Below are 21,565 nucleotides of genomic sequence, written 5' to 3'. Positions count from 1 at the left end.
TAAGTTACCACCATTATAGTAACTTATTAAAGATTAAGAGTCAAAAGATAATTTTAATTCTTTTGTTATTTTTTCCTTCAAAATGCTATATTGCTTTTCATTTGTATCTGCAAATGCTTCTTCCCGATTTGACTTTTCATCCATATAATTCAATTTCCCATTGAATTGAGTCTCTGTAAAATCAAATCTCTGCCCATCTATAAAGTTATAAAAGTGCCATACCTCTCTTACTTTTGTCTTTTTAATTTCTCCTCCGTATATGTCTTGAACGACAAGAGCTGTAACACCACATTGTCCCTTTGCTGGATTTTCAATTGTCCACTTTGAACTTGTTTCAATCGACCACGATTTTATTAGTGCTTCATATATTCTTTTTTCCTTTACATCATCCATTCTAATCTTCCCCTACTATTAATAGTTTTACACATCATATTTCAAAAGAGGCAGTAAACGACCCTTAAAGACAGTTGATGGTGTCTCTCCTATTAACTGTGCTCCCATTTTTAAGTAATATCCTTTTGCATTCGGATCACTATCAATTGTAAAACTTTTTAATCCAAGTTCATTGGCTTTTTCTATTACATACTCCCAAAGTATTTTCCCGTAACCTTTTCCTTTGTAATGAGGATGAATGTACAAGAAATCGAGAGCTTTATCGTTATGTAAAAATGAGAAAAAACCAATCTTCGCATTATCGTTTTCTAAAACATATACAAAATTATTTTTTATGTACTCTTCCGTAATTGTTAAATCTTCCTTACAGGCAAATATGAATTCTTCACTATAATTCCACGTTGCTTTTGAATGTAGTGCGAATTCACTTAATTCATTTGCTTCACTTAATAACGCTTCTCTTATCTTCATGATTCTTTTTCCTCACTTTCAATATGTAAACTACTAAATTGATTCGGAAAGCACTTCAAAAAACCTTTTATTTTCATAAATTAGAAATTACTTTTATAAATCTTTATTATAATCAGTACGATTTTTAACAATTTATTTAAAGAAAAAGAACGCCATCCCTAAAAGTCGGCGTTCTCTTTTTCTAAAATTTAATCTTCAAGCTCACTCATTCGTTTTACTATTTCGTACGATACACACCTATACAGTTTCTACTACCGCTTCAAGCATTGTTCCATTTTTAGCATAGTTCGTATGCCAAGAAAAAGCTTTTTCTAAAATATGAGGAGTTTGTCCACCTCTTGTTTTTGCTTCTTCGTAATAAGCTCGTAGCTGGGCACGATACATTGGATGTACGCAATTCTCAATAATAAGTTCCACTCTTTCTCTTGGCGCAAGTCCCCTTAAGTCAGCATACCCCTGTTCAGTGACGATAACATCTACATCATGTTCAGTATGGTCTACATGAGAAACAAAAGGAACGATGCTTGAAATGTTACCACCTTTCGCAATCGATTTAGTAACAAAGATAGCTAAGCGAGCATTTCTTGCAAAATCACCAGACCCACCAATACCATTCATCATTTTTGTACCTAACACGTGAGTAGAGTTAACATTTCCGTATATATCTAATTCTAATGCAGTATTAATTGAGATTAATCCAAGGCGACGAATAATTTCAGGATGATTGGAAATCTCTTGTGGACGCATCATTAATTTGTCACGATATTTTTCAAAGTTAGAAAATACTTGTTGCATTTTCTCTTCAGAAAGCGTGATAGAACAACAAGAAGCAAAATTGACTTTTCCAGCATCCATAAGATCAAAAACTGCATCTTGTAAAACCTCGGAATATACTTCTAAATCTTCAAATTCTGAATCTAACATTCCGTGCAATACTGCATTAGCCACTGAACCAATTCCTGATTGTAACGGCGCTAAACGATTTGTTAATCGGCCTACTTTGACTTCTTCTCGAAGGAATTCTATTAAATGATTTGCCATAATAACAGTTTCTTCATCCGGAGGAACAATTGTCGATGGCGAATCCAATTGATTCGTAAACACAATTCCCTTTACTTTTTCAGGATCAATTTGAATACCGATTGTTCCAATTCGGTCATCTGTTTTCACAAGCGGAATTGGCAGCCTCTCTCCTTGTTTACCTGGTTCATATAGATCATGTAGCCCCTCTAATTGCGCGGATTGAGCCATATTCATTTCAATAATAATAGACTTAGCATTTAAGGAAAACGCTAAGGAATTTCCAATTGAAGTGGTTGGAATAATCATTCCGTCCTCTGTAATCGCAACCGCTTCCAAAATAGCGAAATCTATATCCAGAACGTCAGCGCGGAGTAACTCTGCTGTATGAGACAAATGTTGATCCACAAATAAAAAGTCTCCGTTATTAATTCCTTTTCGCATAGTCGCGTCAGCTTGGAAAGGTAATCTTTTCCCTAAAATTCCTGCCTCAGCAAATAATTTGTCTACATCCGAGCCTAAAGAAGCCCCAGTATAAACATTTACTTTAAAAGATTTATCGTTCTTCACTCGATTCACCAGCGCAAATGGGACTGCTTTTACATCCCCAGCACGTGTAAATCCACTTAAACCTAAAGTCATTCCACTTTCAATCCATGAAGCTGCCTCTTCAGGTGTAACTACTCGATCTTTGAAACGTTGATCCCTAATTCTATCTAAATTATTCTCCATATGTAATCCCTCTCTCAATGAATATTCATAATTATTTTACACATTAACACTATCAAAATAGGGATTTTTGTACAGAATGCCGAAAATTCAGATAAAAAAGCAAATCTAGGTTCTAAAGCAGAAAATTTTAGAATCCTAGAAGCTTACGAAAATAGCTAGCGTATGACTGACTCACTGGTACCCTCTCTCCGTTATCCATCGAAAGTACAAAAGTAGAATGCGTATCAGGGTAAATCGCTTTAATATGATTAACATTTACAATAAAGGAACGGTGGCATCTAATAAAGGAATCTTTCGGCAACAAGTATTCGAATTCTTGTAGCGAGTACTTATGTGTTCCTGTTAACTCTTCTGAATTCACATACGTCTTTTTATCTTTAGCTTCTAAATACATGACCTTTGAAAAAGGAACCGGAACCCATCCGTCTGTTGTTTTTAAAGTAACGACTGACTTTCCATCCGTTAAAGCGGGATAAATTGCCGTCACGCACCCCTCAATCTTCCCATTATTTGAAAACGGTACGGCCATTCCATGATAAGGAATACCGAAAACGTCCCGGTTAATAAACTCAGAGGCTTTTTGCTTCGTTACCATTGCTTTATGAGCAATCGTTCCTTCTTTAATAGGATCCCCAGCACTAATCTTTAAATCAATTCGTTTACTTGGCCGATAGTAAATATATTCTTTCGTATTCGAAACGGCAATTGATATTTCATCTGAAAATAATTCTCCAACTACATCTAGTAGTATACCTAATGTTTTATCTTCCATAGTATGAACACCTCATTTACTATTATACTACTATTATGATTTGTAAAACCGTTCAGCACTTTGAACGGTTTTACAAATCATTTAGTTCACCTTAGCCCCATAACATCTTGCTACTGCAACTGCCTGTGCTATATCTAATTTCACATTTTTCAAATCAAAACTTGTAAAATCAATTCTATCAACTACCGCTCCTTTTAAATTTGCACCACTAAGTTTCGCCTTACCTAATTGTGCACCGGTTAAATCCGCTTCACGTAAATCTGCTTTTTCTAAATTGCATTCATATAAGTCCGCTTCCATTAAACGTATACCCTTTAATATTTGTTTACTTAAGTTGGCGAACCTTAAATTCGTATATGACCAATCACCCGATATGATAGTTATTCCGTCTAAATTCGCTTCTTCAAAATCAGAGCCGGTCATTTTACATTCTTCAAACTTCGATACGAATAAATTCGCACCAACAAACTTACAATTCGCAAATGTAGTTACTTTATGAATAGAAGCGTTAAAAAGTGCACCGGTAAAATCACATTCTATGAAATTACAATTTTCAGTAGAAATTTCCGATGCATCTATCCCTCTAAAACGGCATTTTATGAAAGTACAATTCTTCAATTCCTCTTCTTTAATCAAAACATCTTGAAAATCTATTTCTACATATTCTTTATTTACAAATTCACTCATAACTATTCCTCCGTTCTCTCAAAGAAACCTCACTTCAAAAAAGTGAGGTTTCTTCTCATACAATATGCTTATCTAACCATAAAATCAAATCTTGAAATACTTCATCTCGATTTACTTCATGAAACATCTCATGTCTCCCATTTTCATATAAACGCAGTGTTACATCTTTCACGTCACATTTTTTATAATTTTCATACACTTCTTTTACACCTTTCCCCATATCCCCAACAGGATCACGATCTCCTGAAAAAATATGTATTGGAAGGTTTTTCGGTGTTTTTTTGAACTCTTCTAGTTTATTTACTTCTAATACACCAGAAAATAATTCTCGATAAAAACTTGTCGTACAAATGAATCCACATAACGGGTCCGCAATATATTTATCAACTTGGTTATTATCTGAAGATAACCAATCAAATTTTGTACGATTTGGCTTAAAGTTCGAATTAAAGTTTCCGAAAGATAAAAAGTTTAGCATTGGACTTTTCGTTTTCTCCCCGCGTAGTTTCATCTCGATTGTCGCTACTTTATGGCCGATACTTCCTAAAAGCCCTGGATTTCCACCTGTTCCTGAAATCAGAAACCCATCATATAGTTCACCCCTAAGTTGTACAGCACGTCTTGATAAAAAAGAACCCATACTATGTCCAAGTAAAAACAACGGGCATGTCTGCTCTTTTCTTATCGTTTCTGATACAAAAATAACATCAGACACAGCCTCATTCCAACCTACATTTGGTTTAAAATGACCATAATCTTCTTCTCTTTTCACTGTTTTCCCATGTCCTTTATGATCATGTGCATAAACACCATACCCCGCTTCTAATAACGCAGCAATAAAGTCTGTATAAACACCTGCATGTTCTGTCATACCATGTGCAATTTGAATAATCCCTCGCGGATCTCCTTCTGGTAACCACTTGCGTAAATAAATTTCTGATCCATCCAATGCCGTAACGAAACTTTCCTGTACGTTCATTTCGTCAGCTCCCAACTCTATTATGTATCTTTAAAAATGAATATCCATTCATTATTCTTACTATGTATTATATGCAATTGCCTTCATTATGACAAATGACTCACTTTTCTAATTAGCTCTTAAATTAATATGTTGACGAACCATCCGTAAAATTATATAGTTACTTACATAAAGTAATTATTATATTTTTGGGAGGTTTCTATTATGATGCCATCATTATTTTTAGCACACGGATCACCGATGCTTGCTATTCAAGATACAGAATATACAAGTTTTTTAAAAACACTTGGAGAAACATATAAACCGAAAGCAATTGTTATTTTTACTGCTCACTGGGAAAGTGAAGTATTAACGATTTCCTCATCAGATAACGAATATGAAACAATTTATGATTTTGGAGGTTTTCCTCCTGAGTTATATGAAATTAAATATCGTGCGAAAGGCTCTTCTAACATTGCATCTATGTTAGAAACAAAATTTAAAAACAAAGGTATTCCAGTCCATCATAATATGACGAGAGGTTTAGATCATGGCTCATGGACACTCTTGCACCGCATGTATCCAGAAGCAAATATTCCTGTCGTCCAAATATCAGTCAATCCATTCCTTCCTGCAAAAGAACAATTTGAAATTGGAGAAGCACTAAAAGGACTTGGACAAGAAGATATTTTAGTAATCGGGAGCGGTGTTACCGTTCATAACTTACGAGCTTTAAAATGGAATCAAACTACACCCGAACAATGGGCAATTGAGTTTGATGATTGGATTATTAAACATATGCAGACTACTGATAAAGATGCATTATTTAATTGGGAGAAAAATGCCCCTCATGCACAACTAGCAGTACCAAGAGCAGAGCATTTTGTTCCTTTATTTATCGCTATGGGAAGTGGCGATAATAACGGTGAAGTCATTCACCGCAGTTACGAGCTTGGTACATTAAGCTATCTTTGTCTTCAATTTTAAATAAAAGGATGAAGCAATCATTGCTTCATCCTTTTTTTATTCACTTAGTTAACTAACTTCCAAATGTCGTTTCTCTGATACCTCTTCGTTCTTATTGTGAAAATAAACCCAAATGCACGCAATAAATAATAGTGATGAAGTAGAAAAGAAAACATATTGAAAGCCCGCATGTGCTGCAATTTGTCCACCAAGTACTGGTCCAATCATATTTCCTAAAAACTGAAACGATTGATTATATCCAAATATTCTTCCCGTTACATGGGTTGGTGTATGTTGTTTTAGTAGAGTTTGTACGGAAGGTAATAGTCCTGCTTGTGCAATACCTAATAAAAAGCGAAGAATTAATAGTTGCCAAGCTGAGGTTACAAATGCTTGCGGAATAAAAATAATTCCTGCCGCAAACAACGCCACAACTAACGTTTTTTGAGGTCCAATACGATCTGATAATCTCCCTAACTTAGGAGCTGCCATAATAATAGCTAAACCTGTCGCAGACATGACTGCGCCTGCAATCATTTCAATATGAGCTGTTCCTGGGCCTTCTAAATTCTTTACATACAATGTAATAATAGGTTGAATTGACATGTTCGCAAGTTGAATAATAAATGTTGTTACAAATAAACTAATAATTAAATGCTTTGCTGGAACCATCGTCCATACTTTTTTCGGTTGTGCTTTTTTTGCTTGAGCAGAGTGATTTTCTTCATGCAGGAAGAAAAAAACGATGAGAAAAGAAAGGAATAAAAAAGCTCCTGTAACAAGAAAAACATGACGCATTCCAATTAACTCAGACAAATAACCTCCAAGTAACGGGCCAAGTAACGAACCGCTCACACCACCAGTTGAAATTGTGGAAATTGCCCAACCTGAATGTTCTTTCGGAGTTTCTGCTGCAATAAATGTCATCGCCGTTGAAAGGAAACCAGATACTGCTCCCATTAAAAACCGTAGTGCGACTAGTTGATACACATCCGTTACAAACCCCATAAGCGTCATAATAATCGCCATACCGAGGCTAGCACGAATAAGCATCAATTTCCGTCCATGTATATCACCAAGCTTTCCCCATATTGGCGATACGATCGCACCCATTAAAAATGTTACACCAAATGCAAGTCCCGACCACTGTGCAACGCTTGAAGTGCCAGTTACTCCTAATTCCTCAATATAAAAAGATAAGAAAGGAATTACTAAACTCATACCGGCTGCAGTGGTAAAACAACCTAGCCAACAAATCATTAAATTTCGTTTCCAGCTGGCCATTTTCACACCTTCTTTCTTTAGATACCCATTCTACACCCTTTCTTGTCAAAAGTTTAGTAATTTGCTTTATATGCAAGATTTACTACAAAACCCGCTATTTTCTAGTAAAAATCACTACATCTCTACATCATTTTCATAATAAAACCAACTCCCCTAAATGAAGTTGGTTAATTATTATCTATCGGTATTAAACGAGCATTACAATTTCTCTCGTAAAACTCAATGGGACCTGCTTGTCCAATAATCGCATATTCATATCCATCTTGCTTCATATTATATAAACAATGATGCAATAATTCTTTTCCTACACCTTTCACACTATTTTGTTTCGCTATGCCCATTGGACCAAACAATCCTTTCTTTCCTCTCACTACATCGTAACAGGCAAAACCAATTATCACTTCCTCCTGCTGTGCAATATAGATAGGTAACTTTTCGCTATATGTCCGAAATCCATAATCAACCGACTGCAACCACCGTTCACCAAATTCATCCGCCACAAATCGTGATAACTTATCAAAATCAGAAGGACTAGCTCTTCTTACATGACAAAATAATGTATTATAAATAGATTTAAAACTATTTAAATTAACCACTAAGTCTCTCGGTGCAGCTGTAATACGTAATATATCTTCTTGCATTTGTGTATGTATAAATTCACCAATATTTGTATCTACACGAAAGAATGCATACATAATATGTCCTTCATTGATTAATACTTGCCGAAAGCGTTCCATACGTTTCTTCGCTATTTGTAAAATTTCTATCGCCTTATAAGATAGTTTATATTGTCCTATTTTTTTATATTCTTGATTATGTAAATTGAATCGTTTTCGTAACGAAAGTTTTTCTAAAAAATCTGGACCCACTTTATGAAACAAATACATATATAACTCAGCGCAAACACCTGTACCTTCTTTACACATACCTATAAACAGATGGACCGGGTGAATTATGTTACACTCACTCTCCTCTGCTGCAATCTCCAATATTTTATGCACACGTTTTGTAAATTGAAATTCCTCCATATGTATTTCCATCCTCTACTAATTTACTAACAAACCGTAACTATATATAGCTGAAACAATTACACCCACTACCAATATACCTGGAAGTAAATTTGCCACCTTGATTTTAATAATACTAAGCAAGTTCAATCCAATAGCAGATATCATAATGCCGCCCGTAGCTGTCATTTCTACTATAAATTGGTTCATTAATTCTTTCGGGACAAAACTATTAATTTGTGTTGCAAAAACTGCAATACCACCTTCATATAAAACAACTGGAATCGCCGAAAATACTACGCCAATTCCTAGAGTTGTCGTTAATATAATAGAAATAAATCCATCGATAATCGCCTTTGTAAATAAAATATCATGATTTCCGCGAATCCCACTGTCAAGTGCACCAAGTATCCCCATCGCGCCAATTGCAAAAATTAAAGTAGCTGTTACAAAACCTTCTGATATGCTACCTTTCCCTTTCGATCCAACTTTATTTTCTAGCCAATCCCCTAAATGTTTTAACTTTTCTTCTACTTGTAACCATTCTCCAATTACCGTACCAATCACTAAGCTCAGTATGACAACAAGAAAGTTTTCACTTTTTAATGCCATTTGAAGCCCAAGCACAGTAACCGCTAAACCGATTGCGTGCATTATCGTCCCTTTCATACTTTCTGGAATCCTACTAAATAATTTACCAAGTAAAGTACCAAATATAATACAAATCCCATTTACAACTGCTCCTAATATAACCATTTCTCATTCTTCACCCTTCGAATTCTTTATTTCTATATTTTGGTTTATACATTGATTTACAGGTTATCTATATGTTAACTTAATATTGAGAATATTAACAAATGTTTTCCACTACATAACCCGCTATTTTTTGTAACTTTAATTACCTTTAATAGATTCAGTGTTAATTTAATTGCGGGATAATATTAAAAGGGAAGGTATATATGAAAACTTTACTAAAACGATTTTTGTTAATAGCCTTTTTCATTACACCGATTGTTTTATTAATCAATTACTCTTTTATTTCAAAAGCAAAAGACAAACCCGATTTGCAAAACAAATCTAGTAAAACCGCTTCAAAAAGCGAAAAGAAAATAGAAGACCAAGAAATCACACTCACCTTCTCTGGTGATACAATGTTTGATTGGCAATTACGTCCTATAATCGAAAAGAATGGGGCTGATTACCCATTCCAACATGTAAAAGAAGAAATAAAAAAAGCTGATATTTCTTTTGTGAATTTAGAGTCGGCATTTACAACGAAAGAAAAGAAAGCACCTGGGCAATTGTTTTGGATTAAAAGTGATCCATCTACATTACAAGCTATTAAAAACACTGGATATGACATCGTAAATATTGGAAATAACCACACACTTGATTATGGGCAAGATGGATTATTAGATACGATTTCTCACGTAGAAAAATTAAAGTTCCCTTACATTGGAGCCGGAAAAAATGCGAAAGATGCATATACAGCACGAGAAATGACCGTAAAAGGGAAAAAGTTTAAATTTCTTTCCTTCGTTCGATTTATGCCTGATTCTAATTGGGTAGCTGGTGAGAATAAACCTGGCGTTGCGAATGGCTATGATTTAAATCTTGTAACAAAAACAATTAAAGAACAAAAGAAAGATGCAGACTATTTAATCGTCTATATGCATTGGGGCGTTGAAAAATCAAATCGTCCGGTAGAATACCAAAAACAATATGTACCTAAAATGGTTGAAGCAGGAGCTAACGCAATTGTCGGAAGCCATCCACATTGGTTACAAGGATTTGAGTATTATAATAAAGTTCCTATCGCTTACTCATTAGGTAACTTTTTATTCCCAAGTTATGTGAATGGGAAAAGCGCTGAAACTGGCGTATTAACTTTAACTTTTAAAGGAAAGGATGTCCAAATGTCATTCAATCCTTATATCATTCGCAACAACCAAGTTTCCCCTGTAAATGAGGAAGAAAAGAAAAAAGCTCTTCAATATTTACAAACAATTTCAACTGATGTAGAAATTGATGATACAGGGAAAATAAAAAACAAACGAAACTAGACAGCTCAAGATCTATTTCTCTGTAATATACTTTACAGAATAGGTGATAAACATGCTGAAAGAGTTATTAGAAAATATAAACCTCTTAGAAAACATCTATAAAATGTCTATAGCAATCCTACTTTTATGTTCCTTTTATTCTGTGAGACTATTAAAAAAAATAAAGCGAGAGAGAAATCTTACTCCCTTTGAATTTACAATGTATGTAATTATTCGCATTGCAATATTTTTTTGGTTAGCTAGCTTTATTCTTCTTGAATTTAATGAGTACCTAGTTTAACTATAAAAAAGATAGAACAAGCACTATATTTCCTCGCTTGTATCTATCTTTTTTATTTACATTCTAACTCTTCCCTTCTATTAAATAAGCAAATCAAACAAAACAGGGTTTTTATTAAGCTCCATAAATTGAATATTATTTTCTTTAAAGCGAGTAATTAATTGCTCATAATCTTCTTTATGTTTTAACTCTACTCCGACTAATGCTGGACCATTTTCTTTATTATGTTTCTTAATATACTCAAAGCGAGTAATGTCATCTTCTGGTCCTAATCCTTTATCAAGAAATTCTCTTAGCGCACCTGAACGTTGCGGGAATTCAATAATGAAGTAATGTTTTAATCCTTCGTAAATGAGCGAACGTTCTTTCATTTCTTGCATTCTATCAATATCGTTATTTCCACCACTTAGCGTGCATACAACTGTTTTACCCTTTATTTCATCTCTATATAAATCAAGCGCTGCAATAGATAGTGCACCAGCCGGTTCAGCTACAATTGCATTTTTCTTATACAGTTCTAAAATCGTCGTACAAACTTTTCCCTCTGGTACTAAAACAATGTCATCAATTACATCTTTACAAGTTTCAAATGTTAACTTTCCTACTTTTTTAACAGCTGCCCCATCAACAAAACTATCTATTTTCTCTAATGCGACATTTTCATTTTGAAGAAAGGCCTCTTTCATAGATGCAGCTCCCATCGGCTCTACACCAATAACCTTTGTAGCAGGACTAACACCTTTCACATATGTACCAACACCTGATGCTAACCCACCACCGCCGATTGCTGTAAAGATATAATCAACTGATTTCTCCATATCATGCATAATTTCAACTGCCACTGTCCCTTGACCTGCAACGACATACGGATCATCAAACGGATGAACAAATGTCATCTTATTTTCTTCACAATAGCGCTGTGCTTCTTGGAAAGAGCTATCGAATGTATCACCAACTAATACAATCTCTGCGAAATCACCACCGAAAAATTGTACTTGTGATACTTTTTGTTTCGGTGTTGTTGTGGGCATAAATATTTTTGACGTAATCTTCAATAAATTACACGTATAAGCAACTCCTTGCGCATGATTACCAGCACTTGCGCAAACAACACCGTTTTGTAATTTTTCTTTCGGTAAGCTTTGAATTAAATTGTACGCACCACGAATTTTGAAAGAGCGAATTAATTGTAAGTCTTCTCGTTTTACATAAACGTCACAATCATATTTCTCAGATAAAACTGTATCACGTTGTAACGGTGTTTTAATAACGATATCTTTCAGGCAATTATGAGCCATTAAGATATCTTCAATTTTCACTCTCTCCTTTACCTTTTGCACCATTATATATCATCCTTATCTCTTTTAAATTGGCTCAATCAAAATGTGGGATTTTCAGGACAGCCCCTGTATTCGCCGATGTTACCATTTGTGCATAACGTCCAAGCCAGCCAGTTTTCACTTTCGGTTCTGGTCGTTTCCATTCTTTTTTACGCTTATCTAATTCTTCATCACTCACTCTTACTTCTAGCAAACGTTCTTCAACATCAATGCATACAATATCCCCTTGTTCAAGAAGTGCAATCGTTCCACCAGCTGCTGCTTCTGGTGAAATATGTCCTACCGAAATTCCACGTGAAGCTCCAGAAAAACGTCCATCTGTTAATAATGCAACCTCAGCACCTAATCCCATTCCAGCAATTGCTGATGTTGGTGCTAACATTTCTGGCATACCAGGGCCACCTCTTGGTCCTTCATAACGAATGACAACTACATCTCCTTTTTTCACTTTCCCAAGCATAATGCCAGCAAGTGCCTCATCTTGTGAATTAAAAATAACGCAAGGTCCTTCAAAACGCTTTACTTCTGTTGCTCCGCTTTTAATAACTGCTCCATCTTTCGCAAGGTTGCCTTTTAATATACGCAATCCTCCTTCCTCACTATGAGGGTTTTCGAGAGAGTGAATAACTTCCTTATCTTTAATCTCTGCCTCAGCAATATTTTCTCTTAATGTTTGCCCAGTAGCAGTTATTCGATCAAGATGAAGTACTCCTTCTTTCCGGCTCATCTCTTTCAAAATTGCACTAATCCCGCCCGCACGATCAATATCTTCCATATGCCAATTTGAGGCTGGACTTACTTTACATAAATGAGGTACACGTCTTGAAACTGCATCAATACGGTTCATATCATAATCTAGTCCTGCCTCTTGTGCGAGTGCTAGCGTATGTAATACTGTATTCGTTGATCCACCCATCGCCATATCAAGTGCAAAAGCATCGTCAATTGCTTCTTCCGTTACAATATCACGCGGCTTAATATCTCTTTCAATTAAAATTTTCAATTTCTCTGCTGCTTGTTTAATTAACTCTTCACGTCTTGGATCAATTGCTAAAATACTCCCGTTACCAGGAAGAGCTAAACCTAACACTTCACATAAACAATTCATAGAGTTCGCGGTAAACATACCCGAACAAGAGCCACAAGATGGACAGCCATGATCTTCAATATCTTTTAATTCTTCTTCTGAAATTTTCCCAGATTGATAAGCTCCTACTCCTTCAAAAACGGAACTCAGATCAACAACTTCTCCTTTAGATGTTTTTCCTGCTGCCATCGGGCCGCCTGAAACAAACACAGTCGGAATATTAATACGTAGTGCAGCCATCATCATACCTGGTGTAATTTTGTCACAGTTTGGGATACAAATCATGCCGTCAAACCAGTGTGCATTTACAACCGTTTCTACTGAATCTGCAATAATTTCACGACTCGGAAGAGAATAACGCATACCGATATGTCCCATCGCAATACCATCGTCAACTCCAATTGTATTGAATTCGAATGGTACCATACCTGCCGCGCGAACTGCCTCTTTTACAAGTTTCCCAAACTCGTTCAAGTGTTTATGCCCTGGAATAATTTCAATAAAAGAATTACAAATCGCTATGAAAGGTTTATCAAAATCTTCATCTTTCAAACCAGTTGCTTTTAATAAACTACGGTGCGGTGCTTTATCAAAACCTTTTTTAATCATGTCACTTCTCATCTTTTCAAATCCCCTCTTACATATTTTTCATTTATACTCTCTTACTCTATTTCTTTACTAATTCTTTCGGTGCATGAATCCAGCTCATCATTTCACGAAGCTCTGCTCCCACTTTTTCTAATTGATGATTTTGTTCTGCTTTTTTCATTGCGTTATACGTCGGACGCCCTGCTTGATTTTCTAAAATCCATTTCTTCGCAAATTCACCTTGCTGAATTTCTGTCAGAACACGCTTCATTTCCTTCTTCGTTTCATCTGTAACAATTCTCGATCCTGTTACATAATCTCCAAACTCTGCCGTATCTGAAATAGAATGGCGCATAGTCGTTAATCCACCTTCGTACATTAAGTCAACAATTAGCTTTAATTCATGCAAACATTCAAAGTATGCAATTTCAGGACGATATCCACCTTCCGTTAACGTTTCGAACCCGGCCTTCACAAGTGCAGTTACCCCGCCGCAAAGTACAGCTTGCTCACCGAATAAATCCGTTTCGGTTTCTTCTTGGAATGTCGTTTCAATTACCCCCGCACGTGTACACCCTACACCTTTTGCATACGCCAGTGCTACATGTAGCGCTGTTCCCGTCGCATCTTGATGCACTGCGACTAATGCTGGAACACCATTTCCTTCTTGAAATACACGGCGAACGAGATGACCTGGACTTTTTGGCGCGACCATCGCTACATCTACGTAACTTGGCGGATTAATTTGTCCGAAGTGAATGTTAAATCCATGTGAGAAAAGTAACATTTGTCCTTCACGAAGATTCTCTTCTACCTCTGCTTTATACACATGAGCTTGCTGTTCATCTGGCAATAACATTTGTACAACTTGTGCGGTTCGAACCGCTTCTGAAACAGACATTACTTCAAATCCATCCGCTTTCGCTACTTCATACGACTTACCAGGACGAACACCAACTACAACCTCTACACCAGAATCACGTAAATTTTGTGCTTGCGCATGACCTTGTGATCCATAACCAACTACTGCAACAGTTTTTCCTTGTAACAACTCTACATTTGCATCTTTTTCATAATATGTTTTCATATTCCATACACTCCTTATAATTTATTTACTTGCAGAACATCAATTAATTTTTTCAACTGACTAACAAGTAATGTCGCTTCATTTTCAGTACAAACTGCTGTGAGTTTCATTTCAGAAACACCACTAGTATCTCTTTCTTTTAAATGTAAAGAAGAAATATAATAACCACGCCGAGCAAAAATCCCACTTATACGTAATAAGACGCTTGGCTCGTTATGAATAACGAGTGAAAAAGTATGACTCATTCTTCCCACCTCTTCATAATCATTTCGTTATTCCCTTTGTTTGGCGGAACCATCGGAAATACGTTTTCACCTTCTTCTACACAAAAATCAACTACGACAGGACCTTCGTGAGCAAATGCTTCTAACATCACTTGTTTTGCCTCGGTTGAATTTGTTGCTCTTAATCCCTTTACTCCATAAGCTTCTGCTACTTTCACAAAATCTGGTGATCCAATTTTTGATTCTGATAAACGATTTTCATAAAACATTTCTTGCCATTGCCTTACCATCCCTAAAAATTTGTTATTTATGATAAATACTTTTACAGGGATGTTATTTTCAGCAATTGTTTGTAGTTCTTGAATGTTCATTTGAAAAGAAGCGTCACCTGCAATACAAATGACAAGTTCTTCTTTTTTAGCTAGCTGAGCACCGATTGCTGCTGGAAAACCAAACCCCATCGTTCCTAATCCTCCAGAGGTAAGGAACGTCCGAGGTTTTCTTGCTTTATAGAAGTGAGCAGCCCACATTTGATGCTGTCCTACTTCTGTTGTGACAATCGCTTCACCATTCGTTAATTCACTTACTAGACTAATAACATGCTGTGGTTTTAACTCACCTTCTTTTTGATTGTAGGAAAGAGGATATTCCTCCTTCCATTCCTCTATTTTCGTAAGCCATTCATTTGTTTGTGTACGAATTGGCATATGTAACAACATGTGTAACGCTTTTTTCACATCTCCAACAATCGGATATTCCACAGTTACATTTTTATGGAACTCCGAAGGATCTATATCAATATGTACCTTTTTCGAATGCGGAGAAAAGAGTTCTAATTTTCCTGTTACACGATCATCAAAGCGAACACCCAAAGCAAGTAGTAAATCACATTCTGTTACTGCCATATTTGCAGCATACGTTCCATGCATGCCGAGCATTCCTAAAAATAACGAATCTCCCGGCGGATATGCACCAAGTCCCATTAAAGTGGAAACGACAGGAATACGATTTCCCCTCGCAAACTGAATAAGTTCATCAGAACCACCCGAATGAATGATCCCTCCTCCAATATAAAGAAGTGGACGTTTTGCTTCGGAAATTGCTTTAGCTACCTCTCTAAGCTTCCTACTGTCTGGCATAGGCTCTAGTTTATATCCTGGAATCTCAATTACTTCATTATAAAAATTTGTTACCTTTTCATTTTGAACATCTTTTGGAATATCAATTAATACTGGTCCTGGTCGCCCGCTTTCGGCGATGTAAAAAGCTTCTTGTACAATACGTGATAAATGATTCACATCACGAACTTGATAATTATGCTTCGTAACAGGTACTGTAATCCCGACAACATCTGCTTCTTGAAATCCGTCTTTTCCGATGAGAGGTTTTGCAACTTGCCCTGTAATAACAACTAAAGGAATCGAATCCATATAAGCATCTGCTAAACCCGTAACTAAATTTGTCGCCCCTGGTCCAGAGGTAGCAAAGACTACCCCGACCTTTCCAGAAGCTCTCGCATATCCTTCTGCCGCATGAATGGCAGCTTGTTCATGACGAGTTAAAACGTGCTTCAAACCACTTCCGTATAACGCATCGTACACTGGCAAAATCGCTCCGCCCGGATAACCGAAAACAGTCGTTACACCTAATTTTTTCAAACATTGAATAACGTGTCCGGCACCTGTCACATTTTCACACTGTAACTTCTCACGTGTTGTATGCTGCTCCATTTTAATTAACTCCTCTCCCTATCTACAGTAAGCTCTCCGCCAGTCCTGGAACACGTACGCCTCTTTCTCTCGTTAACTTTTTAAATTCCTCTGTCAATTGTTTCGTTACACTTCCCGGTTTCCCATCTCCAATTTCTCTTGAATCAACTTTCACAACCGGAATTAATTCTGCTGCCGTTCCTGTTAAAAACACTTCATCAGCTACATATACGTCATGACGAGTAAACGGTCTTTCCTCACACCGAATATTAAGTCGCTCACATAGCTCGATAACACTATTTCTCGTAATACCTTCTAGCGCTCCTAAATAAGAAGGAGGTGTTAACACTTTTCCATCTTTCACAACGAAAACATTATCTCCAGATCCTTCACAAACATATCCTTGTTGATTTAACATAAGTGCCTCTAGCACTCCTGCTTGCGCCGCTTCAATTTTTACAAGTACGTTATTTAAGTAGTTCATTGACTTAATGCGTGGATCTAGTGCATCTGGCGTATTACGTCTTGATGCAACAGATACAACGCTTAATCCATTATCGTAAAATTCCTGAGGGAATAACTTTAATTGTTCTGCAATGATAATAACGCTCGGTTTCACACAACTTCTAGGGTCGAGCCCTAAGTCACCTTTTCCTCGTGAAACAATTAAACGAATGTAAGCATCCGCATACTCATTTTTTTGCAACGTTTGTAAAACCGCTTCTTCCATTTCTTCAACCTTCAATGGGATTGTAAGTAAAATAGATTTTGCCGATTCATATAATCGTTTTACATGTTCTTTTAAACAAAATACATTTCCACCGTAACTACGAATTCCTTCAAATACACCGTCTCCGTATAAAAAACCGTGATCATATACTGAAACAACTGCCTTTTCCTTTTCTACAAATTCCCCATTCATATAAATGTACTGGTTTCCCATCTCACATCGCTCCTCTTTTTTTCTCTCTATTTTTGCAATCTATTTCTATATCGATTGCTGAGATGAGTATTTTTAACAGAATATTCAGTATATAAACCTTAAAAATATACTCGTCTCAACAATCGATTACATACATACTTGTAGCAATCCATTGCTGAGACGAGGGAATCGCGGTACCACTCAGCTTCCTTACACTTCTCACGAAATATAAGCTCTGCAAGTCCAATTAGACTTTTGTTTTTCTATCGGAAACAACTCCGCTACTTTTTACTAGTTTCAAAAGTAGTGCTCCGAGGTGATCTTCAATGATTAAATTGTTACCGCCCTCACAGCTTCTAGGCGGCTCTCTGAAACAATTTTTATCATTTACTCTCCTCTTCTACGCATTCTCTTCTTCTATTTTTAAAAATAAAAACTCTCGCCTCAGCAATCAACTACTACAATTTAGTAGCTTTGATTGCTGAGGCGAGAGTTTCGCGTTACCACTCAGCTTCCTTATACTTCTCACGAAATATAAGCTTTGTAGGTCCAATCAGACCTCCGTCCTTTTACCGGAGACGATGCCGCCGCCCTCTACTCAGTTTCCCTTTCGCAAGCAATGCTCCGAGGTGATCTTCAATGATTCGATTGTTACTACCCTCACAGCCTTGGAGTAGCTCTCTGAAACGATCATAATCATCTACTTTCCTCTTCTTTGCATATACAACATATAAAGTTAGAAAATTCTTAATTAACTTTTATTTGTTACACGTATTATAGGACGTTGTTCTTTTCCTTGTCAACATGTTTTTTCAAAAAAAATCAAAATTCATTCTATTTATTTTTTCTCAAATCAAAATTGGAATGCATTACTTACATACACTCATATATTACTTAAGTATGTTTGCATTACTACATAAAGAAAAACTTATAAAGTTTATGAGGAGATGAGGAAACTATGTTAAAAGGGAAAGTAGCGTTAGTTACAGGAGCAAGCCGAGGAATTGGACGAGCGATCGCTAAACGTTTAGCAAATGACGGTGCATTGGTTGCTATTCATTACGGAAATCGAAAAGAAGATGCTGAAGAAACTGTTTATGAAATTCAATCAAATGGCGGATCTGCTTTTTCTATCGGTGCAAACCTTGAATCTTTACATGGTGTAGAAACCCTTTATAGTTCTTTAGATAGCGAATTACAAAAAAGAACTGGTAGTACTAAATTTGATATTTTAATAAACAACGCTGGAATTGGTCCTGGTGCTTTTATTGAAGAAACGACTGAACAATTTTTTGATAGAATGGTTTCAGTTAATGCAAAAGCACCATTCTTTATCATCCAACAAGCTCTATCTCGTTTACGTGACAATAGCCGAATTATTAATATTTCATCCGCTGCCACTCGTATTTCTTTACCTGATTTCGTTGCCTATAGTATGACGAAAGGCGCTATTAATACAATGACTTTCACACTAGCAAAACAGCTCGGAGCACGAGGAATAACAGTGAATGCAATACTTCCTGGATTTATTAAAACAGATATGAATGAGGAACTCTTGAGCGACCCAATGATGAAACAGTACGCTACTACCATTTCCGCTTTTAATCGCTTAGGTGAAGTAGAAGATATTGCCGATACCGCGGCATTTCTCGCTTCTCCAGACAGCCGCTGGGTTACTGGACAATTAATTGATGTTAGCGGAGGATCTTGTTTGTAATTTCTTAATCTACTTACGCAAAAAAAGCCAGCATTTTTGCTGGCCTTTTTCACTGTGTAAAACGATATCCTACTCCCCAAATTGTTTCGATATATGATTTATCGAATGGATCGAGTTCAATTTTTTGACGAATATTTTTCACATGTACAGCAACCGTTGCTGCATCACCAATTACATCCATCCCCCATACAGTTTCAAAGAGACGATCTTTACTAAATACTTGATTTGGATGTTCTGCCATACAAGTTAATAAATCAAATTCTTTTCCGGTTAACATGACCTCAGTTCCATTTACAAATACACGTCGGGCCGATTTATCAATAAACAATCCTCGAATACGAATTTCATCTTTTATTAGTTCTCGTTTTCCTGTTAAACGATCATAACGAGCTAGATGAGCATTTACACGTGCCACCATTTCACTCGGGCTAAACGGTTTTATAATATAATCATCTGCTCCAAAACCTAACCCTTTAATTTTATCGATTTCCTCTTGTTTTGCGGACACCATAAGTATTGGTATGTCCTTTTCCAATCGAACTTGTTTACAAATTTCATATCCATCTATTCCCGGTAACATTATGTCTAAAATTAACAAGTCATAATCCTCTAGAAGAACTCTTTGTAAACCTTTTTCGCCAGAGTAATCAATATCTACTGTATACCCAGCAACCTCTAAATAATCCTTTTCTAACTCTGCTATAATAGCTTCATCTTCAATAATTAAAATTCTTTTCAAGATGCTCTCCTTTTTCTAATTGATTTTTTGTAATGTAAATGCCAGCGTCGTTCCTTTACCTTTTTTGCTTTCTACCCAAATATCACCACCATGTTGTGTGATAATCTGATGTGCAATTGACAAACCAAGTCCGCTTCCACCTGTTTTAGAATTTCTAGAATGATCTGCACGATAAAACCTTTCAAATATATGAGGCAACGCCTTCTCTTCTATTCCTACCCCATTATCTTTTATGTAAATCGTTACATAATCAATAGATTCGGTCATGCGAATTCCTATATATCCTTCTTCTTTATCCATATACTTCACACTATTCCAAATGATATTTGTAATAACACGACGTAATTTTTCACGATCACCTTTTACCAAAATAGAAGTATCCTTTTGAGCATCCCATCTCACTGCAATTCCCTTATTTTGTAATTCAAGCTGTAGTTCTTCTATGCAATCAGATAAGTATTGATTAATTTCAACCTCTTCAAATTGAAACGGTTCCTCTTTTAAATCAAGTTTTGAAAAGAGAAAAAGCTCGTCAATTAATTGATCCATATCAAACACTTTATGATAAATAATCGTTAAATATTTATCTAATTGTTCTGGAGTTCGAGCGATACCCTCTTTAATTCCTTGTACATAACCTTTAATAGCCGTTATTGGCGTCCGTAAATCATGAGAAATATTTGAAAGCAACTCTTTACGATTTTTTTCATATTGCATTTGCAACTCGACCGATTCCTTCAACCTGCCACGCATCTCTTCAAACGATAAACTTAATTCACCTATTTCATCTTTCGCAAGTGGCTTTACTTGAAAATCTAAATCACCCTTTTGAATTCTTTCCGTTGCCTGCTTTAATGAATGCAATGGTTTAATAATACTCCGTGATATAAAATATGTTAATATTCCATTCGTAATAATTAACCCAAGTATTAAAGAAAATACGAAATACGGGAAAAATTCTCTAATCATTTCTTCTAAAGGATTTACATACTCAAATACAAAAATACTTACCTTATCCTTCTCTTCATCGTAGTAATCAAATTGCTTATAGTAAAAAGAATTACCCTCTATTTTCACATCCATTCCTTTTCTTTGTCCTTCCGTTTCAAATGCGGGTAGGTATTTATCAAACGAAGAGATTTTAAAATATGGGGATGAATATGTAAGCTCATCATTTTTTCGAATTAGTAATCCTGCTTGATTATCGTTTAATTCTTTATCAGTTTCCTTTAAAAAATTTATATCCTCCAATTTATCTGGAGCATACGATGAAAGAATTTTCAACCTACTAAAAATATCATCTTCATCTTCTTTTGTACGAATAGCTCCCTCCTGCTCTTTATCAATGAGAGAATGACTATTTTGATTAAGACCAATGATTGCTTTTGCAATACGAATATCACCAAATAAAGTAACACTAATTAACATAACTGCTATACCGCAAAAAACGATTGGAATAATTACCATCGCAACATACGACAACAGCAATCTAATACGGATTGACATTACAGAACTCCTA

21 protein-coding genes and 1 other annotated feature are annotated in these 21,565 nt (G+C 35.9%); of the genes, 4 read left to right on the top strand and 17 right to left on the bottom strand.

Annotated features, from left to right (window positions below; genetic code table 11):
• Positions 1-33: 33 nt before the first annotated feature.
• The 6 genes from MHI26_RS09280 to MHI26_RS09255 form a co-directional block, all read right to left on the bottom strand.
• Positions 34-393: a YunG family protein gene (locus tag MHI26_RS09280; RefSeq protein WP_000342908.1), complete on the bottom strand. Its 360-nt coding sequence runs from the start codon at positions 391-393 to the stop codon at positions 34-36.
• Positions 394-420: 27 nt separating this feature from the next.
• The gene (locus MHI26_RS09275) at positions 421-864 is read right to left on the bottom strand and encodes a GNAT family N-acetyltransferase (protein ID WP_061666779.1); all 444 of its coding nucleotides are present in this window, start codon (positions 862-864) and stop codon (positions 421-423) included.
• A 237-nt stretch (positions 865-1,101) separates the two neighbouring features.
• Complete coding sequence (locus tag MHI26_RS09270) at positions 1,102-2,616, bottom strand: acetyl-CoA hydrolase/transferase family protein (protein WP_061666780.1); 1,515 nt, start codon at positions 2,614-2,616, stop codon at positions 1,102-1,104.
• Between the two features lie 127 nt (positions 2,617-2,743).
• Entirely contained in the window at positions 2,744-3,388 is a 645-nt protein-coding gene (locus MHI26_RS09265; protein WP_000389701.1) for a LytTR family DNA-binding domain-containing protein, read from the bottom strand.
• An 81-nt stretch (positions 3,389-3,469) separates the two neighbouring features.
• A complete protein-coding gene (locus tag MHI26_RS09260) occupies positions 3,470-4,075 on the bottom strand; it encodes a pentapeptide repeat-containing protein (protein WP_001288921.1) in 606 nt (201 codons plus the stop codon).
• Positions 4,076-4,130: 55 nt separating this feature from the next.
• Positions 4,131-5,054 (bottom strand): alpha/beta hydrolase, encoded by a 924-nt coding sequence (locus tag MHI26_RS09255; protein ID WP_001102579.1) that lies wholly within the window; start codon positions 5,052-5,054, stop codon positions 4,131-4,133.
• Positions 5,055-5,258: 204 nt separating this feature from the next.
• Between MHI26_RS09255 and MHI26_RS09250 the strand changes: the two genes are divergently transcribed.
• Positions 5,259-6,020, top strand: a complete 762-nt coding sequence (locus MHI26_RS09250) for a DODA-type extradiol aromatic ring-opening family dioxygenase (protein WP_000982936.1) — start codon at positions 5,259-5,261, stop codon at positions 6,018-6,020.
• 48 nt (positions 6,021-6,068) lie between these two features.
• Here the strand turns inward: MHI26_RS09250 and MHI26_RS09245 are convergent, their stop codons facing one another.
• From MHI26_RS09245 to MHI26_RS09235, 3 genes are all read right to left on the bottom strand, one after another.
• Positions 6,069-7,283, bottom strand: a complete 1,215-nt coding sequence (locus tag MHI26_RS09245) for a multidrug efflux MFS transporter (RefSeq protein ID WP_000179324.1) — start codon at positions 7,281-7,283, stop codon at positions 6,069-6,071.
• 167 nt (positions 7,284-7,450) lie between these two features.
• The gene (locus tag MHI26_RS09240) at positions 7,451-8,311 is read right to left on the bottom strand and encodes a GNAT family N-acetyltransferase (protein WP_061666781.1); all 861 of its coding nucleotides are present in this window, start codon (positions 8,309-8,311) and stop codon (positions 7,451-7,453) included.
• 18 nt (positions 8,312-8,329) lie between these two features.
• Positions 8,330-9,046, bottom strand: coding sequence for a DUF554 domain-containing protein (locus MHI26_RS09235; RefSeq protein ID WP_000236051.1), 717 nt, complete (start codon positions 9,044-9,046; stop codon positions 8,330-8,332).
• A 203-nt stretch (positions 9,047-9,249) separates the two neighbouring features.
• Here MHI26_RS09235 and MHI26_RS09230 point away from each other — a divergent pair, with 203 nt between their 5' ends.
• Both MHI26_RS09230 and MHI26_RS09225 read left to right on the top strand, forming a co-directional pair.
• On the top strand, positions 9,250-10,353 hold the full coding sequence (locus tag MHI26_RS09230; RefSeq protein ID WP_000854535.1) for a CapA family protein: 1,104 nt from the start codon (positions 9,250-9,252) through the stop codon (positions 10,351-10,353).
• A gap of 52 nt (positions 10,354-10,405) precedes the next feature.
• Positions 10,406-10,633 (top strand): hypothetical protein, encoded by a 228-nt coding sequence (locus MHI26_RS09225; RefSeq protein ID WP_000910605.1) that lies wholly within the window; start codon positions 10,406-10,408, stop codon positions 10,631-10,633.
• An 80-nt stretch (positions 10,634-10,713) separates the two neighbouring features.
• Here the strand turns inward: MHI26_RS09225 and ilvA are convergent, their stop codons facing one another.
• Genes ilvA through ilvE form a run of 6 tightly spaced genes read right to left on the bottom strand, consistent with a single transcriptional unit; the run spans position 10,714 to position 17,611 of the window.
• On the bottom strand, positions 10,714-11,976 hold the full coding sequence (ilvA, locus tag MHI26_RS09220; protein WP_061666782.1) for a threonine ammonia-lyase IlvA: 1,263 nt from the start codon (positions 11,974-11,976) through the stop codon (positions 10,714-10,716).
• 31 nt (positions 11,977-12,007) lie between these two features.
• Positions 12,008-13,681 (bottom strand): dihydroxy-acid dehydratase, encoded by a 1,674-nt coding sequence (gene ilvD, locus MHI26_RS09215; protein ID WP_001255817.1) that lies wholly within the window; start codon positions 13,679-13,681, stop codon positions 12,008-12,010.
• Between the two features lie 46 nt (positions 13,682-13,727).
• Positions 13,728-14,735 carry a ketol-acid reductoisomerase gene (gene ilvC / locus MHI26_RS09210; RefSeq protein WP_000861143.1) on the bottom strand — a complete coding sequence of 336 codons (1,008 nt, stop codon included), beginning with the start codon at positions 14,733-14,735 and terminating at the stop codon, positions 13,728-13,730.
• A 14-nt stretch (positions 14,736-14,749) separates the two neighbouring features.
• A complete protein-coding gene (locus tag MHI26_RS09205; protein ID WP_000019909.1) occupies positions 14,750-14,980 on the bottom strand; it encodes an ACT domain-containing protein in 231 nt (76 codons plus the stop codon).
• Complete coding sequence (gene ilvB / locus MHI26_RS09200) at positions 14,977-16,689, bottom strand: acetolactate synthase large subunit (protein WP_000434922.1); 1,713 nt, start codon at positions 16,687-16,689, stop codon at positions 14,977-14,979. The genes MHI26_RS09205 and ilvB overlap by 4 nt, the downstream gene beginning before the upstream one ends.
• Before the next feature lie 22 nt (positions 16,690-16,711).
• A complete protein-coding gene (gene ilvE / locus MHI26_RS09195) occupies positions 16,712-17,611 on the bottom strand; it encodes a branched-chain-amino-acid transaminase (RefSeq protein WP_000528128.1) in 900 nt (299 codons plus the stop codon).
• Positions 17,612-17,763: 152 nt separating this feature from the next.
• Positions 17,764-18,002, bottom strand: a binding site (T-box leader).
• 546 nt (positions 18,003-18,548) lie between these two features.
• Between ilvE and MHI26_RS09190 the strand changes: the two genes are divergently transcribed.
• A complete protein-coding gene (locus tag MHI26_RS09190; protein WP_061666783.1) occupies positions 18,549-19,307 on the top strand; it encodes an SDR family oxidoreductase in 759 nt (252 codons plus the stop codon).
• Positions 19,308-19,356: 49 nt separating this feature from the next.
• Here MHI26_RS09190 and MHI26_RS09185 read toward each other — a convergent pair whose 3' ends face one another.
• Positions 19,357-20,046 (bottom strand): response regulator transcription factor, encoded by a 690-nt coding sequence (locus tag MHI26_RS09185; RefSeq protein ID WP_000821645.1) that lies wholly within the window; start codon positions 20,044-20,046, stop codon positions 19,357-19,359.
• A 15-nt stretch (positions 20,047-20,061) separates the two neighbouring features.
• A complete protein-coding gene (locus MHI26_RS09180) occupies positions 20,062-21,552 on the bottom strand; it encodes a sensor histidine kinase (protein ID WP_061666784.1) in 1,491 nt (496 codons plus the stop codon).
• Positions 21,553-21,565 lie beyond the last annotated feature (13 nt).

It is taken from the genome of Bacillus sp. FSL K6-1218, from assembly GCF_038006445.1.
In the GTDB taxonomy this organism is placed as follows: domain Bacteria; phylum Bacillota; class Bacilli; order Bacillales; family Bacillaceae_G; genus Bacillus_A; species Bacillus_A thuringiensis_S.
Note: the sequence above shows the minus strand (reverse complement) of the source record. Positions and strands in the feature narration are given on the sequence as shown.

Coding starts and splice junctions, on each gene's coding strand:
- ilvE (WP_000528128.1), bottom strand. CDS start 17,611: ATGGGAAACCAGTACATTTATATGAATGGGGAATTTGTAGAAAAGGAA.
- ilvD (WP_001255817.1), bottom strand. CDS start 13,681: ATGAGAAGTGACATGATTAAAAAAGGTTTTGATAAAGCACCGCACCGT.
- ilvC (WP_000861143.1), bottom strand. CDS start 14,735: ATGAAAACATATTATGAAAAAGATGCAAATGTAGAGTTGTTACAAGGA.
- MHI26_RS09275 (WP_061666779.1), bottom strand. CDS start 864: ATGAAGATAAGAGAAGCGTTATTAAGTGAAGCAAATGAATTAAGTGAA.
- MHI26_RS09265 (WP_000389701.1), bottom strand. CDS start 3,388: ATGGAAGATAAAACATTAGGTATACTACTAGATGTAGTTGGAGAATTA.
- MHI26_RS09190 (WP_061666783.1), top strand. CDS start 18,549: ATGTTAAAAGGGAAAGTAGCGTTAGTTACAGGAGCAAGCCGAGGAATT.
- MHI26_RS09205 (WP_000019909.1), bottom strand. CDS start 14,980: ATGAGTCATACTTTTTCACTCGTTATTCATAACGAGCCAAGCGTCTTA.
- MHI26_RS09180 (WP_061666784.1), bottom strand. CDS start 21,552: ATGTCAATCCGTATTAGATTGCTGTTGTCGTATGTTGCGATGGTAATT.
- MHI26_RS09255 (WP_001102579.1), bottom strand. CDS start 5,054: ATGAACGTACAGGAAAGTTTCGTTACGGCATTGGATGGATCAGAAATT.
- MHI26_RS09270 (WP_061666780.1), bottom strand. CDS start 2,616: ATGGAGAATAATTTAGATAGAATTAGGGATCAACGTTTCAAAGATCGA.
- MHI26_RS09260 (WP_001288921.1), bottom strand. CDS start 4,075: ATGAGTGAATTTGTAAATAAAGAATATGTAGAAATAGATTTTCAAGAT.
- MHI26_RS09280 (WP_000342908.1), bottom strand. CDS start 393: ATGGATGATGTAAAGGAAAAAAGAATATATGAAGCACTAATAAAATCG.
- MHI26_RS09230 (WP_000854535.1), top strand. CDS start 9,250: ATGAAAACTTTACTAAAACGATTTTTGTTAATAGCCTTTTTCATTACA.
- MHI26_RS09235 (WP_000236051.1), bottom strand. CDS start 9,046: ATGGTTATATTAGGAGCAGTTGTAAATGGGATTTGTATTATATTTGGT.
- MHI26_RS09250 (WP_000982936.1), top strand. CDS start 5,259: ATGATGCCATCATTATTTTTAGCACACGGATCACCGATGCTTGCTATT.
- MHI26_RS09225 (WP_000910605.1), top strand. CDS start 10,406: ATGCTGAAAGAGTTATTAGAAAATATAAACCTCTTAGAAAACATCTAT.
- ilvB (WP_000434922.1), bottom strand. CDS start 16,689: ATGGAGCAGCATACAACACGTGAGAAGTTACAGTGTGAAAATGTGACA.
- MHI26_RS09245 (WP_000179324.1), bottom strand. CDS start 7,283: ATGGCCAGCTGGAAACGAAATTTAATGATTTGTTGGCTAGGTTGTTTT.
- ilvA (WP_061666782.1), bottom strand. CDS start 11,976: ATGGTGCAAAAGGTAAAGGAGAGAGTGAAAATTGAAGATATCTTAATG.
- MHI26_RS09240 (WP_061666781.1), bottom strand. CDS start 8,311: ATGGAGGAATTTCAATTTACAAAACGTGTGCATAAAATATTGGAGATT.